The sequence below is a fragment of the Streptomyces sp. NPDC026672 genome (assembly GCF_040638185.1).
Taxonomy (GTDB): Bacteria; Actinomycetota; Actinomycetes; order Streptomycetales; family Streptomycetaceae; genus Streptomyces.
This window is the reverse complement of record NZ_JBEZXS010000003.1, coordinates 299,767-313,816: the sequence shown is the minus strand read 5'-3', so window position 1 is coordinate 313,816 and position 14,050 is coordinate 299,767. Positions and strand designations below refer to the sequence as shown.

17 protein-coding genes are annotated in these 14,050 nt (G+C 72.3%); 11 read left to right on the top strand and 6 right to left on the bottom strand.

Annotated elements, in window-relative coordinates:
* The first annotated feature begins 41 nt into the window (after positions 1 to 41).
* Complete coding sequence (locus tag AB0F77_RS04625; protein ID WP_361941343.1) at positions 42 to 722, top strand: NAD-dependent epimerase/dehydratase family protein; 681 nt, start codon at positions 42 to 44, stop codon at positions 720 to 722.
* 361 nt (positions 723 to 1,083) lie between these two features.
* Here AB0F77_RS04625 and AB0F77_RS04620 read toward each other — a convergent pair whose 3' ends face one another.
* On the bottom strand, positions 1,084 to 1,548 hold the full coding sequence (locus AB0F77_RS04620) for an ATP-binding protein (RefSeq protein ID WP_361941340.1): 465 nt from the start codon (positions 1,546 to 1,548) through the stop codon (positions 1,084 to 1,086).
* Between the two features lie 310 nt (positions 1,549 to 1,858).
* Here AB0F77_RS04620 and AB0F77_RS04615 point away from each other — a divergent pair, with 310 nt between their 5' ends.
* From AB0F77_RS04615 to AB0F77_RS04600, 4 genes are all read left to right on the top strand, one after another.
* On the top strand, positions 1,859 to 2,737 hold the full coding sequence (locus AB0F77_RS04615) for a helix-turn-helix transcriptional regulator (RefSeq protein ID WP_361941337.1): 879 nt from the start codon (positions 1,859 to 1,861) through the stop codon (positions 2,735 to 2,737).
* Entirely contained in the window at positions 2,734 to 2,985 is a 252-nt protein-coding gene (locus AB0F77_RS04610; protein WP_361941334.1) for a DUF397 domain-containing protein, read from the top strand. Before AB0F77_RS04615 ends, AB0F77_RS04610 begins: the two co-directional genes overlap by 4 nt.
* A gap of 79 nt (positions 2,986 to 3,064) precedes the next feature.
* The gene (locus AB0F77_RS04605) at positions 3,065 to 3,886 is read left to right on the top strand and encodes an SAM-dependent methyltransferase (RefSeq protein WP_361941331.1); all 822 of its coding nucleotides are present in this window, start codon (positions 3,065 to 3,067) and stop codon (positions 3,884 to 3,886) included.
* 117 nt (positions 3,887 to 4,003) lie between these two features.
* Positions 4,004 to 4,861, top strand: a complete 858-nt coding sequence (locus AB0F77_RS04600; protein ID WP_361941328.1) for a DMT family transporter — start codon at positions 4,004 to 4,006, stop codon at positions 4,859 to 4,861.
* 48 nt (positions 4,862 to 4,909) lie between these two features.
* Here the strand turns inward: AB0F77_RS04600 and AB0F77_RS04595 are convergent, their stop codons facing one another.
* Positions 4,910 to 5,992 (bottom strand): aldo/keto reductase, encoded by a 1,083-nt coding sequence (locus AB0F77_RS04595; RefSeq protein ID WP_361941325.1) that lies wholly within the window; start codon positions 5,990 to 5,992, stop codon positions 4,910 to 4,912.
* Positions 5,993 to 6,235: 243 nt separating this feature from the next.
* Between AB0F77_RS04595 and AB0F77_RS04590 the strand changes: the two genes are divergently transcribed.
* The 6 genes from AB0F77_RS04590 (at position 6,236) to AB0F77_RS04565 (ending at position 10,985) form a co-directional block, all read left to right on the top strand.
* Positions 6,236 to 7,132, top strand: coding sequence for an AraC family transcriptional regulator (locus AB0F77_RS04590; protein WP_361941322.1), 897 nt, complete (start codon positions 6,236 to 6,238; stop codon positions 7,130 to 7,132).
* 63 nt (positions 7,133 to 7,195) lie between these two features.
* Entirely contained in the window at positions 7,196 to 7,777 is a 582-nt protein-coding gene (locus AB0F77_RS04585; RefSeq protein WP_361941319.1) for a helix-turn-helix domain-containing protein, read from the top strand.
* A gap of 115 nt (positions 7,778 to 7,892) precedes the next feature.
* The gene (locus AB0F77_RS04580) at positions 7,893 to 8,993 is read left to right on the top strand and encodes a Gfo/Idh/MocA family oxidoreductase (protein WP_361941316.1); all 1,101 of its coding nucleotides are present in this window, start codon (positions 7,893 to 7,895) and stop codon (positions 8,991 to 8,993) included.
* Between the two features lie 97 nt (positions 8,994 to 9,090).
* On the top strand, positions 9,091 to 10,098 hold the full coding sequence (locus AB0F77_RS04575) for a MarR family transcriptional regulator (protein ID WP_361941313.1): 1,008 nt from the start codon (positions 9,091 to 9,093) through the stop codon (positions 10,096 to 10,098).
* Positions 10,099 to 10,209: 111 nt separating this feature from the next.
* Positions 10,210 to 10,599 (top strand): hypothetical protein, encoded by a 390-nt coding sequence (locus AB0F77_RS04570; RefSeq protein WP_361941311.1) that lies wholly within the window; start codon positions 10,210 to 10,212, stop codon positions 10,597 to 10,599.
* Between the two features lie 38 nt (positions 10,600 to 10,637).
* Positions 10,638 to 10,985 (top strand): SH3 domain-containing protein, encoded by a 348-nt coding sequence (locus AB0F77_RS04565; protein WP_361941308.1) that lies wholly within the window; start codon positions 10,638 to 10,640, stop codon positions 10,983 to 10,985.
* Between the two features lie 110 nt (positions 10,986 to 11,095).
* Here the strand turns inward: AB0F77_RS04565 and AB0F77_RS04560 are convergent, their stop codons facing one another.
* The 4 genes from AB0F77_RS04560 to AB0F77_RS04545 form a co-directional block, all read right to left on the bottom strand.
* The gene (locus tag AB0F77_RS04560) at positions 11,096 to 11,611 is read right to left on the bottom strand and encodes a hypothetical protein (RefSeq protein WP_361941305.1); all 516 of its coding nucleotides are present in this window, start codon (positions 11,609 to 11,611) and stop codon (positions 11,096 to 11,098) included.
* Between the two features lie 256 nt (positions 11,612 to 11,867).
* Complete coding sequence (locus tag AB0F77_RS04555; protein WP_361941302.1) at positions 11,868 to 12,197, bottom strand: putative quinol monooxygenase; 330 nt, start codon at positions 12,195 to 12,197, stop codon at positions 11,868 to 11,870.
* 56 nt (positions 12,198 to 12,253) lie between these two features.
* Positions 12,254 to 13,279 carry an NAD(P)-dependent alcohol dehydrogenase gene (locus AB0F77_RS04550; RefSeq protein WP_361941299.1) on the bottom strand — a complete coding sequence of 342 codons (1,026 nt, stop codon included), beginning with the start codon at positions 13,277 to 13,279 and terminating at the stop codon, positions 12,254 to 12,256.
* A complete protein-coding gene (locus AB0F77_RS04545) occupies positions 13,276 to 14,049 on the bottom strand; it encodes an iron-sulfur cluster assembly protein (protein ID WP_361941296.1) in 774 nt (257 codons plus the stop codon). The genes AB0F77_RS04550 and AB0F77_RS04545 overlap by 4 nt, the downstream gene beginning before the upstream one ends.
* Position 14,050: the final 1 nt, after the last annotated feature.

The window sequence follows — 14,050 nt, the reverse complement described above, 5'->3', positions numbered from 1 at the left end:
GTGCGTCGGTGCCGGACGTGCCGGGTGCGAGGGAGAGGGACATGAAGGTCGTGCTGTTCGGAGGGTCGGGCATGGTCGGGCAGGGGGTGCTGCGCGAGTGCCTGCGGGACGAGCGGGTGACGTCCGTCGTGTCGGTGGGGCGTCGTCCGCTCGACGTCACGCATCCGAAACTGCGGCACACGGTCCACCCGGACCTGTCCGATCTCACCGCGATCGCCGGGGAGTTGACGGGGACCGACGCCTGCTTCCACTGCCTGGGCGCCACGTCGGCGGGACGCTCCGAGGAGGAGTACCGCCGGGTGAACCACACCTTCCCGCTCGCCGCCGCCCGCGCGGTGGAACGGGTGAGCCCGGGGGCGACCTTCGTGTACGTCTCCGGCGAGGGGGCGGACCCCACGGGCACCAGCCGGACCATGTGGGCGAGGGTCCGGGGCGAGACGGAGAACGACCTGCTCGCGACGGACCTGCACACATACGTCTTCCGCCCCGGGTACATCGCCCCGCGCCACGGTGAGCGGTCACGGACCGGCAGTTACCGGCTGGTGTACACGCTGACCTCCTGGACGTACCCCCTGTTGCGCCGCGTCCTGCCGGCGCACGTGAGCAGCACGGAGAACATCGGCCGCGCCATGCTCGCGACGGTCGCGCTGGGCGGCGCCGGCCCCCACGTCCTCCACAGCGCGGAGATCAACAGGCTGGGCGAGGCCGCCGGGCCGGAGTGACGCTCCCCTCCCCGTGACGGAGGCGACCCCTTCCCACGGTGGCGACCCTCTTCCCGCGCCGGGGAACGGCCGGAAACCGCCCCCGCCCCCCCCGGTGTTCGCGACGGCTTCCCGGCCGTGTCCACCTGTCCCCTCACACGTCCGGTGACGTACGGCCCGCGAAGCGGACCGCACCGGACGTCCGGCGCCCCGCGCGTGAACCCCCCGGTCACGCATCGGGTGCCGTCGTGACGGTCTCGGCCGTGCCGCCCTCGGTGGACGGCACACGGACACGGCCGGGTCGCCGTGTGTGGCATCCGAACCCCCTGCCCGCGCCGCCGCGTCCCCCCGGCGCGGCCCGGCTCGGGAGTGTGGCGTGGGTTCAGATGCCGTAGGCCGTCAGGGGCGAGCCCCCCAGCTCGGCCCAGACGACGTTCCCTTCGGCACGGGTGGAGCGGTCGGCGCCCCAGCGGTCGGCGATCTGCTGGACGAGGAACAGCCCCCGCCCGCTCTCGTCCCCGGGCGCCGCGCGGCGCTGCGCGGGGCGGACCGGGCGGTGGTCGTCGTCGTGCACCTCGATGCGCAGCGACTCGTCGCGCGAGAGCCTGAGGCCGCACAGGACGTGGCCGCTGCGCGTGTGGACGACGGCGTTCGTCGTCAGTTCGGAGATCAGCAGGACGGCGTCGCAGCACAGGTCGCCCGGCACCTGCCAGGCGCACAGCCGGTCACGCACGGTGTCCCGGGCCGACTTCACGCTGGCGCGCAGGGCCGGAAGGCCGAACCAGTACTCCCGGTGCGGCGGAGCGGCAGTTAATACGTGGGCGGAGGAGATCGTGTGGGGGGTCACGGGGGTCGCCTTCCAGGGACGGGCGGTGAACGGGGGCGGCGGATTACGAGGTTCCCTCGTGGGGGACGGCGGCACGGTCGGGGGATGACCCGTGGTTCAAGGTCGTCGGCAGCGCCAACTCCGCTCGTGTCAAGAGGAGTTGAAGCTGCGTCATGGCAGCGGCGAGATCGCTCACAGGGTCAACTATGCTCGTCGCCGTGTTCATGCTGCAACCGACTCCCTGATAATTTCAGCAAGACGGTATCGGCCTGGCGTGTTCAGCAAGTCGCTGTCAGAATCGTGGTGGTGACAGTCCCTCAGGAGGTTGGGCGTGAGTGAAGCCCGTTCCGGGTCCGGCTCCGGCACCAGCGCACCCACGGTCCTGCGCATGATCCTCGGCCGCCGGCTCCAGGACATGCGCCAGAACACCGGAGTCTCGCTGGAGGACGCGGCCAAGGCGCTGCGCGTCACGAGCCTGACGATCCGGCGGCTGGAGAAGGCCGAGGTCGCCCTGAAGCCTCTCTACGTGGAGAAGCTCCTGGAGACCTACGGCGCGGACCGCCAGGAGATCGACGAGTTCGTGACCATGGCCGAGCGGGCGAACGAGCCCGGTTGGTGGCACGCCTACCGCGACGTGGTGCCCAACTGGTTCACGGCCTACGTGAGCCTGGAGACCGGCGCCAAGACCCTGCGTACGTACGAGCCCCACTACGTGACGGGCCTCCTCCAGACACGCGCCTACGCGCGCGGAGTGCTGCGCGGAGGCTTCCCCAACGGCAGCGAGGAGGAGCTGGAGCGCCGCGTGGAGCTGCGGCTGCGTCGGCAGAGCCTGTTGGAGAGAGCGGACGCCCCCACGCTGTGGGTGGTCATGGAGGAGGCCGTGCTGCATCGCGCGGTCGGCAGTCCCCAGGTCATGCGGGAGCAGATCGACCGGCTCCTGGAGGCGTCCGAGCTCGAGCACGTCAGCGTCGACATCGTGCCCTTCACGGCGGGCGCCCATGTCGGGGCCTGTGCCCCCTTCACCTACTTCCGGTTCGAGGAGCCGGAGCTGCCCGACGTCGTCTACAGCGAGATCCTCTCCGCCTCCGTCTACCTCGACGAGCGCGAGGACGTCGTCGCCCACCTGGAGGCGCACAGCCGTATGTCGCTGCTGACGTCGTCGGAGGACAGCAAGGTGCTCTTGAACCGCATGCGCAAGGAGTACTCATGACCACGACCGACATGAGCGTCTACAACGGGATGCCGGCCTCGGAGCTCGGTGAGCAGGGCTGGGAGCGCCCGTGGAGCGGCCCCAACGGCGGTCAGTGCGTGGAGACGAAGCAGCTCGCCGACGGCCGGGTGGCCGTACGGCAGTCGACGGACCCGGCCGGACCCGCGCTGATCTACACGTCCGAGGAGATCGGAGCGTTCGTCCGCGGCGTCAAACAGGGCATGGCCGATCACCTCACGGCCGGATGAACCGACGGCGAGCGGGAGGGACCGTGCGTTCCGCTCCCGGCCTGCGGAAACAGTGAATTGCACCTCTGAAGGGGACAGGATGAACAACAGTCAGGCCGGCCGGGACCTCGACACGAGCAGGCCGCACTCCGCCCGTATGTACGACTACTACCTGGGCGGCAAGGACCACTTCGAGATCGACAAGAAGGCCGCGGAGGCCGTCGCCGACGCCTACCCGGGCATCTTCACCTGCGCCCGCGAGAACCGGGCGTTCATGCACCGCGCCACCCGTGTCCTCGCGCAGGAGTACGGCATCCGGCAGTGGCTGGACATCGGCACGGGCATCCCCACCGAGCCGAACCTGCACCAGGTCGCGCAGTCCGTCGTCCCGGACGCCCGGGTGGTCTACGCCGACAACGACCCGCTCGTCCTCAAGTACGCCGAGCGCCTGATGCGCAGCACCCCGCAGGGGCGCACGACGTACATCGAGGCGGACGTCAACGACCCCGAGTCGCTGCTCGCGGCCGTGGAGGCCGCCGAGGTCCTGGACTTCGACCGGCCCGTCGCCCTGTCCCTGAACGCGCTGATGCACTTCATCACCGACGCCCAGGACCCGTACGGCATCGTCGACCGCTTCCTCGAGGCCCTGCCCGTCGGCAGCGCGCTGGCCCTGAGCCACTGCACGCCCGACTTCGACCCCGACACGTGGGAGAAGGTCACCGCGATCTACACGGGCTCCGGGACGCCCGTGCAGTTCCGCGCGCGGGACGACGTCGCCCGCTTCTTCACCGGGCTCGACCTGATCGAGCCGGGCGTCAGCGTCGGCCACCGGTGGCGGCCCGCCCCGGCCGGCGATTCGGACCGGCCGGAGCCCACGGACGCCGAGGTCAGCCTCTGGACGGCCGTCGGCATCAAGCGATAGCCGCACCCGCGCCGACGGCGGCACCGGAGGGGCCCGCGCCCCTTCCGGTGCCGCCGTCGGCGTGTGCGGCGGCGCCTTCGCCGTGAGGCGGCGCCGACCCTGGGGCATGGTGGAGGGGTGATCGTGCTCGCCGTCGTCTGCGCCGTGCTGGGGGCCGCCAGCAACGCGGTGGGCACGGCCTTCCAGCGCAAGGCCGCCGCCACGGTGCCGCAGGGCGGCGGACTGCGGCTGCTGGCGCAGCTGGTGCGCAAGCCGGCCTGGCTCGTGGGCATCGCCGGGGTCACCGGCGCCGCGCTCTTCCAGGCCCTCGCCCTCGTCAACGGGCCCATGGCGCTGGTCCAGCCGCTGTTCATCCTGGAACTGCCGTTCGCGCTGCTGATCGCCGCCCCGCTGATGCACCGGCGGCTGCCCACCCCGGGCTGGTGGGCCGTCGGGGGAGTGGTCCTGGGACTCGCGCTGGTGCTGGCCGCGGCGGCGCCGTCCGGGGACCGCAACCAGGCGAGCATGGAGCGCTGGGTGCCGGTGCTGGTGCTGACCGTCGGGGCGATGACGGTGGCGGTGTGCCTCGCCCGCGCCTCGCGGTCGTCGCTGTTCCGGGCCGCCGCGCTCGCCACGGCCGCGGCGATCGGCAACGCGCTGACCGCCGCGCTGATGAAGTCGGCGACGGGACGGCTCGCCGACGGGGGTCTGCCGGCCTTCCTCACCGCCTGGCAGACGTACGGGTTCGCCCTCGCCGGCATCGCGGCGGTCCTCCTCCTGGAGAACGCCCTCCAGGCCGGGCCCCTCGCCGCCTCCCAGCCCGCGCTGACCATCGGCGACGCCACGGTGAGCCTGCTGCTCGGCGTGGCCCTCTTCGACGAGCAGGTCCGCACGGGCTGGTGGATCCTCCCCGAACTGGCCGGCGCCCTGCTGATCCTCTGGAGCGTCCTGCGCCTGACCCGGGTGGTGCCCCACCTCATCCAGCCCGGAAAGTGACCGCCCCCTCCACACCGGCGGGGCGGTCACTTGCCGGTCAGTAGCGGGTCAGTAGCGGGTCGGGCTCGTCGACAGGAGGTGGGAATCGGGGGTCCGGACGCCGTCCACCGTGGCACCGGCGAAGGCGAGCATCGGGGCCAGGGCGCGGTTGTTCTCGGCAGGGAAACCGAGCGCAGGGGCCGAGACCCGGTCGAGCCGCTCGCGCTGGGCGTCGGTCAGCGTGACCGAGAACGCCTCCAGGTTGGCCTCCCACTGCGCCATCCGCCGGGCGCCCACCAGCGTCGAGGTGATCCCGGGCCGGTCGGTCACCCACTTCAGGGCCACCGCCGCCGCACTGGCACCGACCTCCGCGGCGACCTCCTGGAGCGCGTCGATCACGACGTAGTCGCTCTCGCTGGGCTCTCCCACCAGCGCCCCGCGCGCCGTGTCGACCGGGCCCGTGCGGGAGCCGCCGTACTTGCCCGACAGGAAACCGCTCTTCAGCGGGCTCCACGGCAGCACGCCCATGCCCTTGGCCTGGGCGAGCGGGATCAGCTCGCCCTCCGAGGTGCGCTCCAGCAGCGAGTACTCCAGCTGGAGCCCGACGATCGGCGCCCACCCGCGGAACTCCGCGACGGTCGCCGCCTCCGCCGTCCGCCACGCCGGTACGTCCGAGAAGCCGATGTACCGCACCTTGCCCGCGGCGACCAGGTCGTCCAGGGCCCGCAGCGTCTCCTCGACCGGGGTCACCGGATCGAAGTTGTGCAGCCAGTACAGGTCGACGTAGTCCGTGCGCAGCCGCCGCAGCGAGTTCTCCAGCTGCTGCACGATGCCCTTGCGGCCCGCGCCCCCGCCGTTCGGGTCCTTCTCGTACAGGTTGCCGAAGAACTTCGTGCCGATCACCACCCGGTCGCGCAGCGACCCCTTCCCGGCGAAGTAGTCGCCGATGATCTTCTCCGAGTGGCCGTTGGTGTAGATGTTCGCCGTGTCGACGGAGTTGCCGCCGCGGTCCAGGTACGCCGCGAGGATGTCCGCCGACTCCCGCGGTCCCGTGCCCCAGCCGTGGTCCTCCCCGAAGGTCATGGTGCCGAGGGTGAAGGGGCTGATCCGCAGCCCCGAGCGGCCGAGGGTGACGTACGAGTCGAGTGCCATGGTGCGAGCTCCGATACGAGAAAATACGAGAAATACAAGAAATACGAGAAAGGTGAGGTGAGAAGGGGGTGAGAGGGAGGTGAGGGGGGACGACGGGGCAGGGCGCCCCGCCGTCCCGTGTCCTCCATCCGACCACCGGGTCCACCGCCGTCCTAGGCCGAAGCGCGCAGATCACTGCACGATCCGCTCGGACCGGCCCGGATCGTGTTCCGTGACGCCCCGGCGGCGTGCTTGCATGGGCTCGTGGACAAGCTCGACGAACTGCGCGCCCAGCTCACCCGCCTCGCCCGCCGCAACGCCCCTCCGGCCGTCGTCGACGGGGTCCAGGTGGTCGCCACGGAACGGACGACGGAGCCGCTGGGCGGGGTCGCCGAGCCCTGCCTCGCCGTCGTCGCCCAGGGCGCCAAGCGGTCCGCGCTCGGCGAGCGGATCTTCGACTACCGGGCCGGCCAGTTCCTGGTGGTCACCCTCGACCTGCCCCTGACCTCGCAGATCACCCACGCGGGACCGGACGAGCCGTTCCTCGCCCTCGGGCTGCCGCTCAAGCCCGCCGTCATCGCACAGCTGCTGCTCGACGCGGGCGGCGGCACCGCACGGGGACGGGACGAGACGGGCGTGGCGATCGCCACGAGCGACGTCGACGACGCCCTGCTGGACGCCGTCGTACGGCGGCTCAGGCTCATCGGCGACCCGGTCGAGCAGCGGGTCCTCGGCCCGGCCGTCGACCGGGAGATCCACTGGCGCCTGCTGACCGGCCCGCAGGCCGCGGTCGTGCGCCAGATCGGCCTCGCCGACAGCAGGCTCACCCTGATCGCCCACGCCATCCGCCGGCTGCGGGCCCGCTACGCCGAGGCCGTGCGCATCGACGACCTCGCGGCCGAGGTCGGGCTCAGCGTCTCCTCCTTCAACCGGCACTTCCGCGCGGTGACGTCGATGAGCCCGCTCCAGTACCAGAAGCGGCTCCGCCTCCAGGAGGCCCGCGTCCGGCTCATCGCGCATCCGCACGACGTCGCCGGGATCGGCCACGCCGTCGGCTACGACAGCCCGTCCCAGTTCAGCCGCGAGTACCGGCGCATGTTCGGGGCGCCGCCCGGCCAGGACGCGGCCCGCCTCCAGACGGCGGTACTGCCCGCCGGCTGACCCCGGGCGCGGTGTGAGCCGCAATACTTTGGCGGACGTTCCAGAAAGGGGTAGGGTGGCCGCATGGCACGCACCCGGGAGTTCGACACCGACGCCGTGATCGCCGCCGCCATGGAGGCGTTCCGGCACACCGGCTACGAGGGCACCTCCATGCGCGACCTGGCCGAGGCCACCGGGCTGGGCAGCGGTTCCCTCTACGCGGCCTTCGGCAGCAAGGAGGGTCTGTACCTCGCGGCCCTCGACCTGTACCGGCAGCGGTACGCCCTGCCGCTGATCTCGCTGCTGCGCTCGGGGAACGACGCCCGTGAGGTCGTCCGGGAGGTCTTCGTCGGCGCCGTCGACGAGATCGCCCGGGACGGCGACCACAAGGCGTGTCTGATCGTGGCCGCCGCGATGGAGCGCTCCCATCTCGACGGGCAGGTGGCCGCGCGACTGCGCTCGACGACGCGGTCCCTGGAGCTCGCGCTGTTCGACGTGATCGCCGAGGGGCAGTTGCGCGGTCAGATCACGTCGGGGCGCGCCGCCGCCGACCTGGCGGCGTTCCTCGTGACGAGCCTCCAGGGGCTGCGGGTGATGGGCGCGGTCACCCCCGACCGCGCCACCCTGATGCGCTCCGCGGAGGTCGCGATGGCCTGCCTGGACTGAGTCCGTGGCGGGACGTCCCCGTCGTACACCCGGTGTGACCCGCGTGGGTGGGTCATGGCCTCTGTGTGCCCTGAATATGGAACACTCGCTAAAGAAATATCTGGAGGAACCCCTCATGAAGCCCATCGGAGTCGGCGTCATCGGCGGCAGCACCGGCGGCTGGGCGGCCGTCGGCCACATGCCCGCGCTCACCGCGTCCCCGGACTTCGCCCTGCGGGCCGTCGCCACGACCCGCGAGGAGTCCGCGCGGGCCGCGTCCGAGCACTACGGCGTGCCCGGCCACCACCGCCCCGAGGACCTGCTCGCCCGTGCCGACGTCGACCTCGTCGTGGTGTCCGTGAAGGTCACCGAACACCTCGCCCTGATCTCCGCGGCCCTCGACGCCGGCAAGGCCGTCTACAGCGAGTGGCCCCTCGGCAACGGCCTGGCCGAGGCCGAGAAGCTCGCCGCCCTGGCCCGCGGGGCCGGGGTCCCCACGATCGTCGGGCTCCAGGGCCGCTACGCCCCGGAGGTGCGGTTCGCCCGCGACCTGGTCCGTGACGGCTACGTCGGTGAGGTCCTGGGGACCACGATGGTCGGCTCCGGGATGGTGTGGGGTCCGCGGGTCGACACCGCCCGCCAGGCGTACTGGTACGACCGGGCCAACGGCGCGACCCCGCTCACCTCGCCCACCCTGCACGCCCTCGACCCGCTGCACTTCGTGCTCGGCGAGTTCGACTCCGTGGCCGCCAACCTCGTCGTCGGCCGCAAGGAGGCGACGGTGGCCGAGGACGGCAGCACCGTGCCCGTCACCGCGGCCGACCAGGTGTCCGTCATCGGCACGCTGGCCGGCGGCGCCGCCGCGTCCGTGTTCTACCGCGGCGGCACCTCACGCGGCGACAACTTCCGCTGGGAGATCAACGGTTCGGAGGGCGACCTGGTGCTGACCGCCGCCTGGGGCAACATGCAGGTCGCCGCGCTCACCCTCGAGGGCGGCCGGAAGGACGACACGGGCGTGGCCCCGCCGGCGGTGCCCGCCGCCTACACCGACGACGTCCCCGCGGAACTGCGCGGCACCCCCGCCGCCAACGTCGCCCGCCTGTACGCCGCTCACGCCGCCGACCTGGCCGGCGGCACCCGCTCGGTGCCCGACTTCGAGCACGCCCTCGCGCGGCACCGGCTCATCGACGCCGTCGAGCGGGCGGCGGCCACCGGTACCGTCCAGAAGGTGAGTTGACCGCGGTCCGGGGCATCACATCCCCGACGGGCCGGCCGCCGTCACCCGACGGCACGTTCCGGGAGCGCCGGTCCGGATCGTGCACGGGGGAGTACAGATGCTGAGGATCCACTTCACCAGCGAGGACGTGGGACGGATCCGGATCGCCGCCGGTCCCGTCCCGGCCTGGGAGATGCTGCTGAGCCTGCACGCGCTGCGCGGGCCGGCGGACCACGGGGTGTTCGGGCCCTGGCGGACGCGGGCGCTCGCCACCCTGGACCCGTCGGCCCGGCTGCTGCTGCGGCTCGCGCCGCCGCGCGGCTACTCGCCCGACTTCCTCACGCCCTCGGGCGGGGACGTCGAGTCGGCGGTGGACGCCGTGCAGAGCACCGGCCGGGAGCGGCTGCGCACCGACCTGACCCTGTTCGCCGGTCGGCGCGCGGCCGACGGCGCCTGGCTGCGGCCCCTCGCCGACGGGGACACCGGAGCCCTGCGGCGCGTGGGCGGCGCGATGCGCCGCTACCACCAGCGTGTCCTGGCCCCCGTCTGGGGCCGCATCCAGGCGGTCGTCGCCGCCGAACGGGCGGGCCGCGCCGTCGATCTGCTCGACGGGGGAGCGGAACGCATGCTGGGCCGGCTGCACCCGGGGGTCCGCTGGGAGCCGCCCGTGCTGTCGGTGCAGTACCCCGTCCGCAGGGAACTGCACCTGCGCGGGCGGGGGTTGCTGCTCGTGCCGTCCTACTTCTGCTGGGCCCGGCCCATCGCCCTGCACGACACACGGCTGGAGCCGGTGCTGGTCTATCCGGCCAACCGCGGCCTCCAGCGCCTCGTCGAGCCCCGGACCAGGCCCGGCGGCGACCCCCTGGCCCGGCTGCTGGGTGCCACCCGGGCCGCCGTACTGGAGCAGATCGCCGGGACCGAGGGACTGACCGGCGCCGACCTCGTGCGGCGGCTGCGGATCTCGCCCGCCTCGGCGAGCGAACACGCCGGCGTGCTGCGGGAGTCGGGGCTGATCGTCAGTCACCGGACGGCCAACACGGTGTGGCACATGCCGACCCCGCTGGGGCGGGCGATGCTCGGCACGGTGTCAAGCGGCCGGAGCGTGCCGGACGGGTCTTTCGGCTGAGCCCGAAGCACGGTGCGCGAGCGGAACGTCTGCGGCAGTCTGACCGGCGACCGGGGGACCGCGCGGGCGGCGCGGCCCCCACGCAACAGGCACCGCCTCAGGGGGAACGTCATGAAGGCACCTGTCCGCAGGATTTCCGCACTCGCCGCGACCGGCCTGGCCCTGGCCGCGCTCGGCACCTTCGCCTCCGGCACCGCCGTCGCGGCCAACCCGTGCTGGTACGGCAGCGACGGCATCCACATCTACTGCAACAACGTCGTCGGGGCCACGGTCTACGCCACGCCCGACACCAGCCGGCCCGTCGGGAAGATGTACTCCAACCCGAGCTGGTTCGAGTGCCGCACGGACCACGGGGCGTACGTCGGCGGCCCGCACCCCTACCGCTGGGAGTGGACGGAGGCCGACAACGGCCAGTGGGGCTACATGAAGGACACCGACATCTACAGCGAGACGAACATGCTGCCCGACAGCATCGGCAACGGCATCCCGCAGCCCTGCTGAGAACACGACCGCCGGACCACGGGGAAGGAACCACCGACATGGCACTGAGGACCAAGCTGTTCGCGATCGCCGGAGCGGGCGCGCTCACGGCCGGGCTGATCCTGGGCGGCGCGGCCGTCGCCCAGGCGTCCGCCGCGGGCCTGCCCTACGGCGTGACCGCCTACGAGAACGTCAACGTCCGCTCCGGGCCCGCCACTTCGTACGACATCACCGGGCATGTCGCCGCCGGTGAGTCGCGCGGCGCGTCCTGCTGGAAGCACGGCCAGACCATCACCGACAACGGCTACAGCAACGACGTCTGGGTCCGCCTGGCCGAGGGCTACGTCAGCGCGGTCTACCTCAAGGGCGACCAGTACGGCGGGCTGCCCGCCTCGGCGGTCTGCTGAGCACGGGCCGTCCGCCGAACCCGGCACGGGGGCGTCCGGGGCCGCGCGCCATGCGGTCCCCGGCGCCCCCGTGCCGCCCGGTCCCGGCGAAGACGGGTGAGGGGCCGGGGTCAGTGGAGGCGCTCGCCGGGCCGGACCCGGCGCCTGGGCACGGGGGTCCGGCACAGCGTCCGCTGTCCGGCCCGGGGCTTCCTGAGCCGGTCCAGGGACTGCTGGAGGGCGAGTTCGACGGCGGCGGGCACGAACAGCGAGCCGCGTCCGTCCGGCGGCACCAGCCAGCACAGCGCACCCGCCGAGCGGTGCGGCGGGGGCAGCACGATGCACGCGCCGGAGCCGAGGTACTGGATGTCGGCGCCGATCCAGCGACTGGTGGGATCGGGCGGCAGGAAGAAACTCACGCTGCGCGAGGAGACGTCGGCCAGCGCGGGGCCCGGCGGCTGCGGAATGCACAGGAGCGCGTCGAGCGCCGGCACCCCCAGGGTCTCCGGGACGGTCAGCACGTCCCAGAACCGGCCGCACGTCAACTCCGCGGTCCCCGACGGCCCGTGCCACTGCCGTTTGCAGGCACGCGGGTCCCTCGCCGCCGCGGCCAGCCACTCCGTCGCCTGCCTCGACATGCTCCGCATTCCGGCCCTCTCCTCAAGGATTCCACCCGCGCCGTGCCCTTTGCCTTGTCCACAGCCGCAGTTGGCATATTCATGGTGATGCATATTTCTATTGAGCGGAAGAGGGGCGAACAAAGCCGGTCACAACCGAACACGTGCTCTCAGAACATACGTATCTTTGAGGGCCGGAAAGTGGGTGCAAGAACGGTGAATTCGCCCGTACGGTCCCCGGCGCGGACCATGCCGCAGGGGACCGTACGTACGTATCTTCGGCGGGTCAGGACCGCGGACTCACCTCCGCCATCCGCGACCAGCCGGTCGCGTCGGGGATCTCCACGTTGATGATCTCGGGGGTGGCCGCGACGTAGTCCGGCATCCACCCCATGGCGGTCTTGAAATGCGCGGACTGCACGTGCGCGGCCCCCGCGTCCCCGTCCGCGAACGCCTCCACGAGCGTGTAGACCGTGGGGTCGTCCACGTTCCGGTTCCATTCGAAGAAGACGTTCCCCGGTTCGGCCCGGGTGGCCTCGGTGAAGTCCCCCGCCAGCGACAGCCAGTTGTCGCTGTGCTCCGGGCGGATCCTCCACTTCACGACGATGAAGATCATCGAATGCTCGTTCCCTTCGTCTCGGTCGTTCCGGCCGGCGCGTTCGGCGCGTTCGGTCAGGGAATCAGGATCGCCCGCCCCCGGACCCGGCCGGCGGAGAGGTCGTCGAGGGCGGTCTGGAAGTCGTCGAGCGCGTACTTCTCGGTGTGCAGACGCACATGCCCCTGCGCGGCCAGCACCATCAGCTCGCTCAGGTCCGTGTACGAACCGACGAGGTTGCCGACGAAATTGATCTCGGTGGAGATGATGTCGATCGTGGGCACGTCGATGTTCTCGCCGTATCCGACGACGTGGTAGTCCCCCGCGCGCCGCAGCATCCGTACCCCGTCCCGCGTCGCGCCGCCCTCGCCGACGAAGTCGACCACCGTCTCCGCGCCGTTGCCGCCGGTCAGGTCCAGCACCGCGTCGACGTGCGAACCGTCGGCGACGATCCCGTGATGGGCCCCGATCTCGGACGCGAGCTTCACCGCGTCCGGATTGCGGTCCACCACGACGATCTCGGCCGCCGTCAGCGCCCGCAGCACCTGCACCCCGATGTGCCCGAGTCCGCCCGCGCCGATGACCACGCAGGTGTGCCCCGGACGCAGCCTGCGCGCCGCCTTGGCCGCCGCGTGGTACGCCGTGAGCCCCGCGTCGGCCAGCGCGGCCACGTCCGACGGCTCCAGGGAGTCGTCGATGCGCACCACACTGCGCGCCGACGTCTTCAGGTACTCGGCGTAGCCGCCCGCGGTGTCGATGCCCGGGAACAGGCTCTGCTCGCAGTGGACGTCGTCGCCCCTGCGGCAGGCCGGGCACAGCCCGCACGTCACCAGCGGGTGCACGATGACCTTGTCGCCCTCGGCGACGTTGGTGACCGCGCTGCCCACCGCGTGCACCCACCCGGCGTTCTCGTGCCCGATGGTGTACGGCAGCGTCACCCCGCTCTTCTCGGCCCACTGCCCTTCGAGGATGTGGATGTCGGTCCGGCACACCCCGGCGCCGCCGATCCGCACGACGACGTCGAACGGCCCGGTCGCCTCCGGCACCGGGACATCGGTCAGCTGGAGGTTCTCGTGGTAGCCGACGACCTGCACTGCTTTCACGACACGTTCTCCTTGGGCGAGTCGGCCCGGTCCGCGGGACGGGTGGCGTCCCACGGACGGGGTGCCTGATCGGTGGTCGAGTCCGGGTAGCGGGTGCGCAGCAGCCCCCGGCAGAAGTGCGCGTTGCCGTCGATGGAGATGCGCACGGCCCGCGCGAACCGCAGCCGCACCGGCACCTCGGCGGGCGGCAGCCGCCGGCCGTCGTCACCCACCAGGACGTGGTCCGCCGGGGAGGTGCCGAGTCCGTACGCGGCCCGCCGGCGCAGCAGCGCACGGGTCGCGTCGTCGTCGGGCAGATCACCAAGGACGACCTCGCACAGCGCCTCCTCGGCCAGCTCGGGCCGGGCGCGCAGCAGCCGGGTCAGGGCCCGCTCCATCGCTGCGGCGTGGGCCTTGCGCCGGAACGTGCGGCGCAGGTCCTCCAGGTCGCGCTCGGCCTCGGCGCCGAACGTGCCCCGGTAGCCGGCGTCCGCCGCGAGCCCCCGGTTGATCAGGTCCGAGTCGTGGTGGTCGTCCAGCACCACCACGACCGCCGACACACCCGGCAGCGCCGACAGGACGTCCTTGGCGTCGGACGCCATCAGATAGGCGAAGTTGGGCGAGCAGAACGAGGTCGGCAGCCGCAGACGCACGGTCAGCCGGCCCCGCGCGTCCGCCTCGACGCTCCGCACGAAGCCCAGGTCGGTGATGGGCTCGTCGAGTTCGGGGTCGAAGACGCCGTCCAGGGCCCCGCGCGCCGCTTCCGTCAGGGAACCGGAGCCGGCGGGCACG

Coding starts and splice junctions, on each gene's coding strand:
- AB0F77_RS04625 (WP_361941343.1), top strand. CDS start 42: ATGAAGGTCGTGCTGTTCGGAGGGTCGGGCATGGTCGGGCAGGGGGTG.
- AB0F77_RS04575 (WP_361941313.1), top strand. CDS start 9,091: ATGCTGAGGATCCACTTCACCAGCGAGGACGTGGGACGGATCCGGATC.
- AB0F77_RS04555 (WP_361941302.1), bottom strand. CDS start 12,197: ATGATCTTCATCGTCGTGAAGTGGAGGATCCGCCCGGAGCACAGCGAC.
- AB0F77_RS04565 (WP_361941308.1), top strand. CDS start 10,638: ATGGCACTGAGGACCAAGCTGTTCGCGATCGCCGGAGCGGGCGCGCTC.
- AB0F77_RS04605 (WP_361941331.1), top strand. CDS start 3,065: ATGAACAACAGTCAGGCCGGCCGGGACCTCGACACGAGCAGGCCGCAC.
- AB0F77_RS04585 (WP_361941319.1), top strand. CDS start 7,196: ATGGCACGCACCCGGGAGTTCGACACCGACGCCGTGATCGCCGCCGCC.
- AB0F77_RS04610 (WP_361941334.1), top strand. CDS start 2,734: ATGACCACGACCGACATGAGCGTCTACAACGGGATGCCGGCCTCGGAG.
- AB0F77_RS04570 (WP_361941311.1), top strand. CDS start 10,210: ATGAAGGCACCTGTCCGCAGGATTTCCGCACTCGCCGCGACCGGCCTG.
- AB0F77_RS04560 (WP_361941305.1), bottom strand. CDS start 11,611: ATGCGGAGCATGTCGAGGCAGGCGACGGAGTGGCTGGCCGCGGCGGCG.
- AB0F77_RS04595 (WP_361941325.1), bottom strand. CDS start 5,992: ATGGCACTCGACTCGTACGTCACCCTCGGCCGCTCGGGGCTGCGGATC.
- AB0F77_RS04580 (WP_361941316.1), top strand. CDS start 7,893: ATGAAGCCCATCGGAGTCGGCGTCATCGGCGGCAGCACCGGCGGCTGG.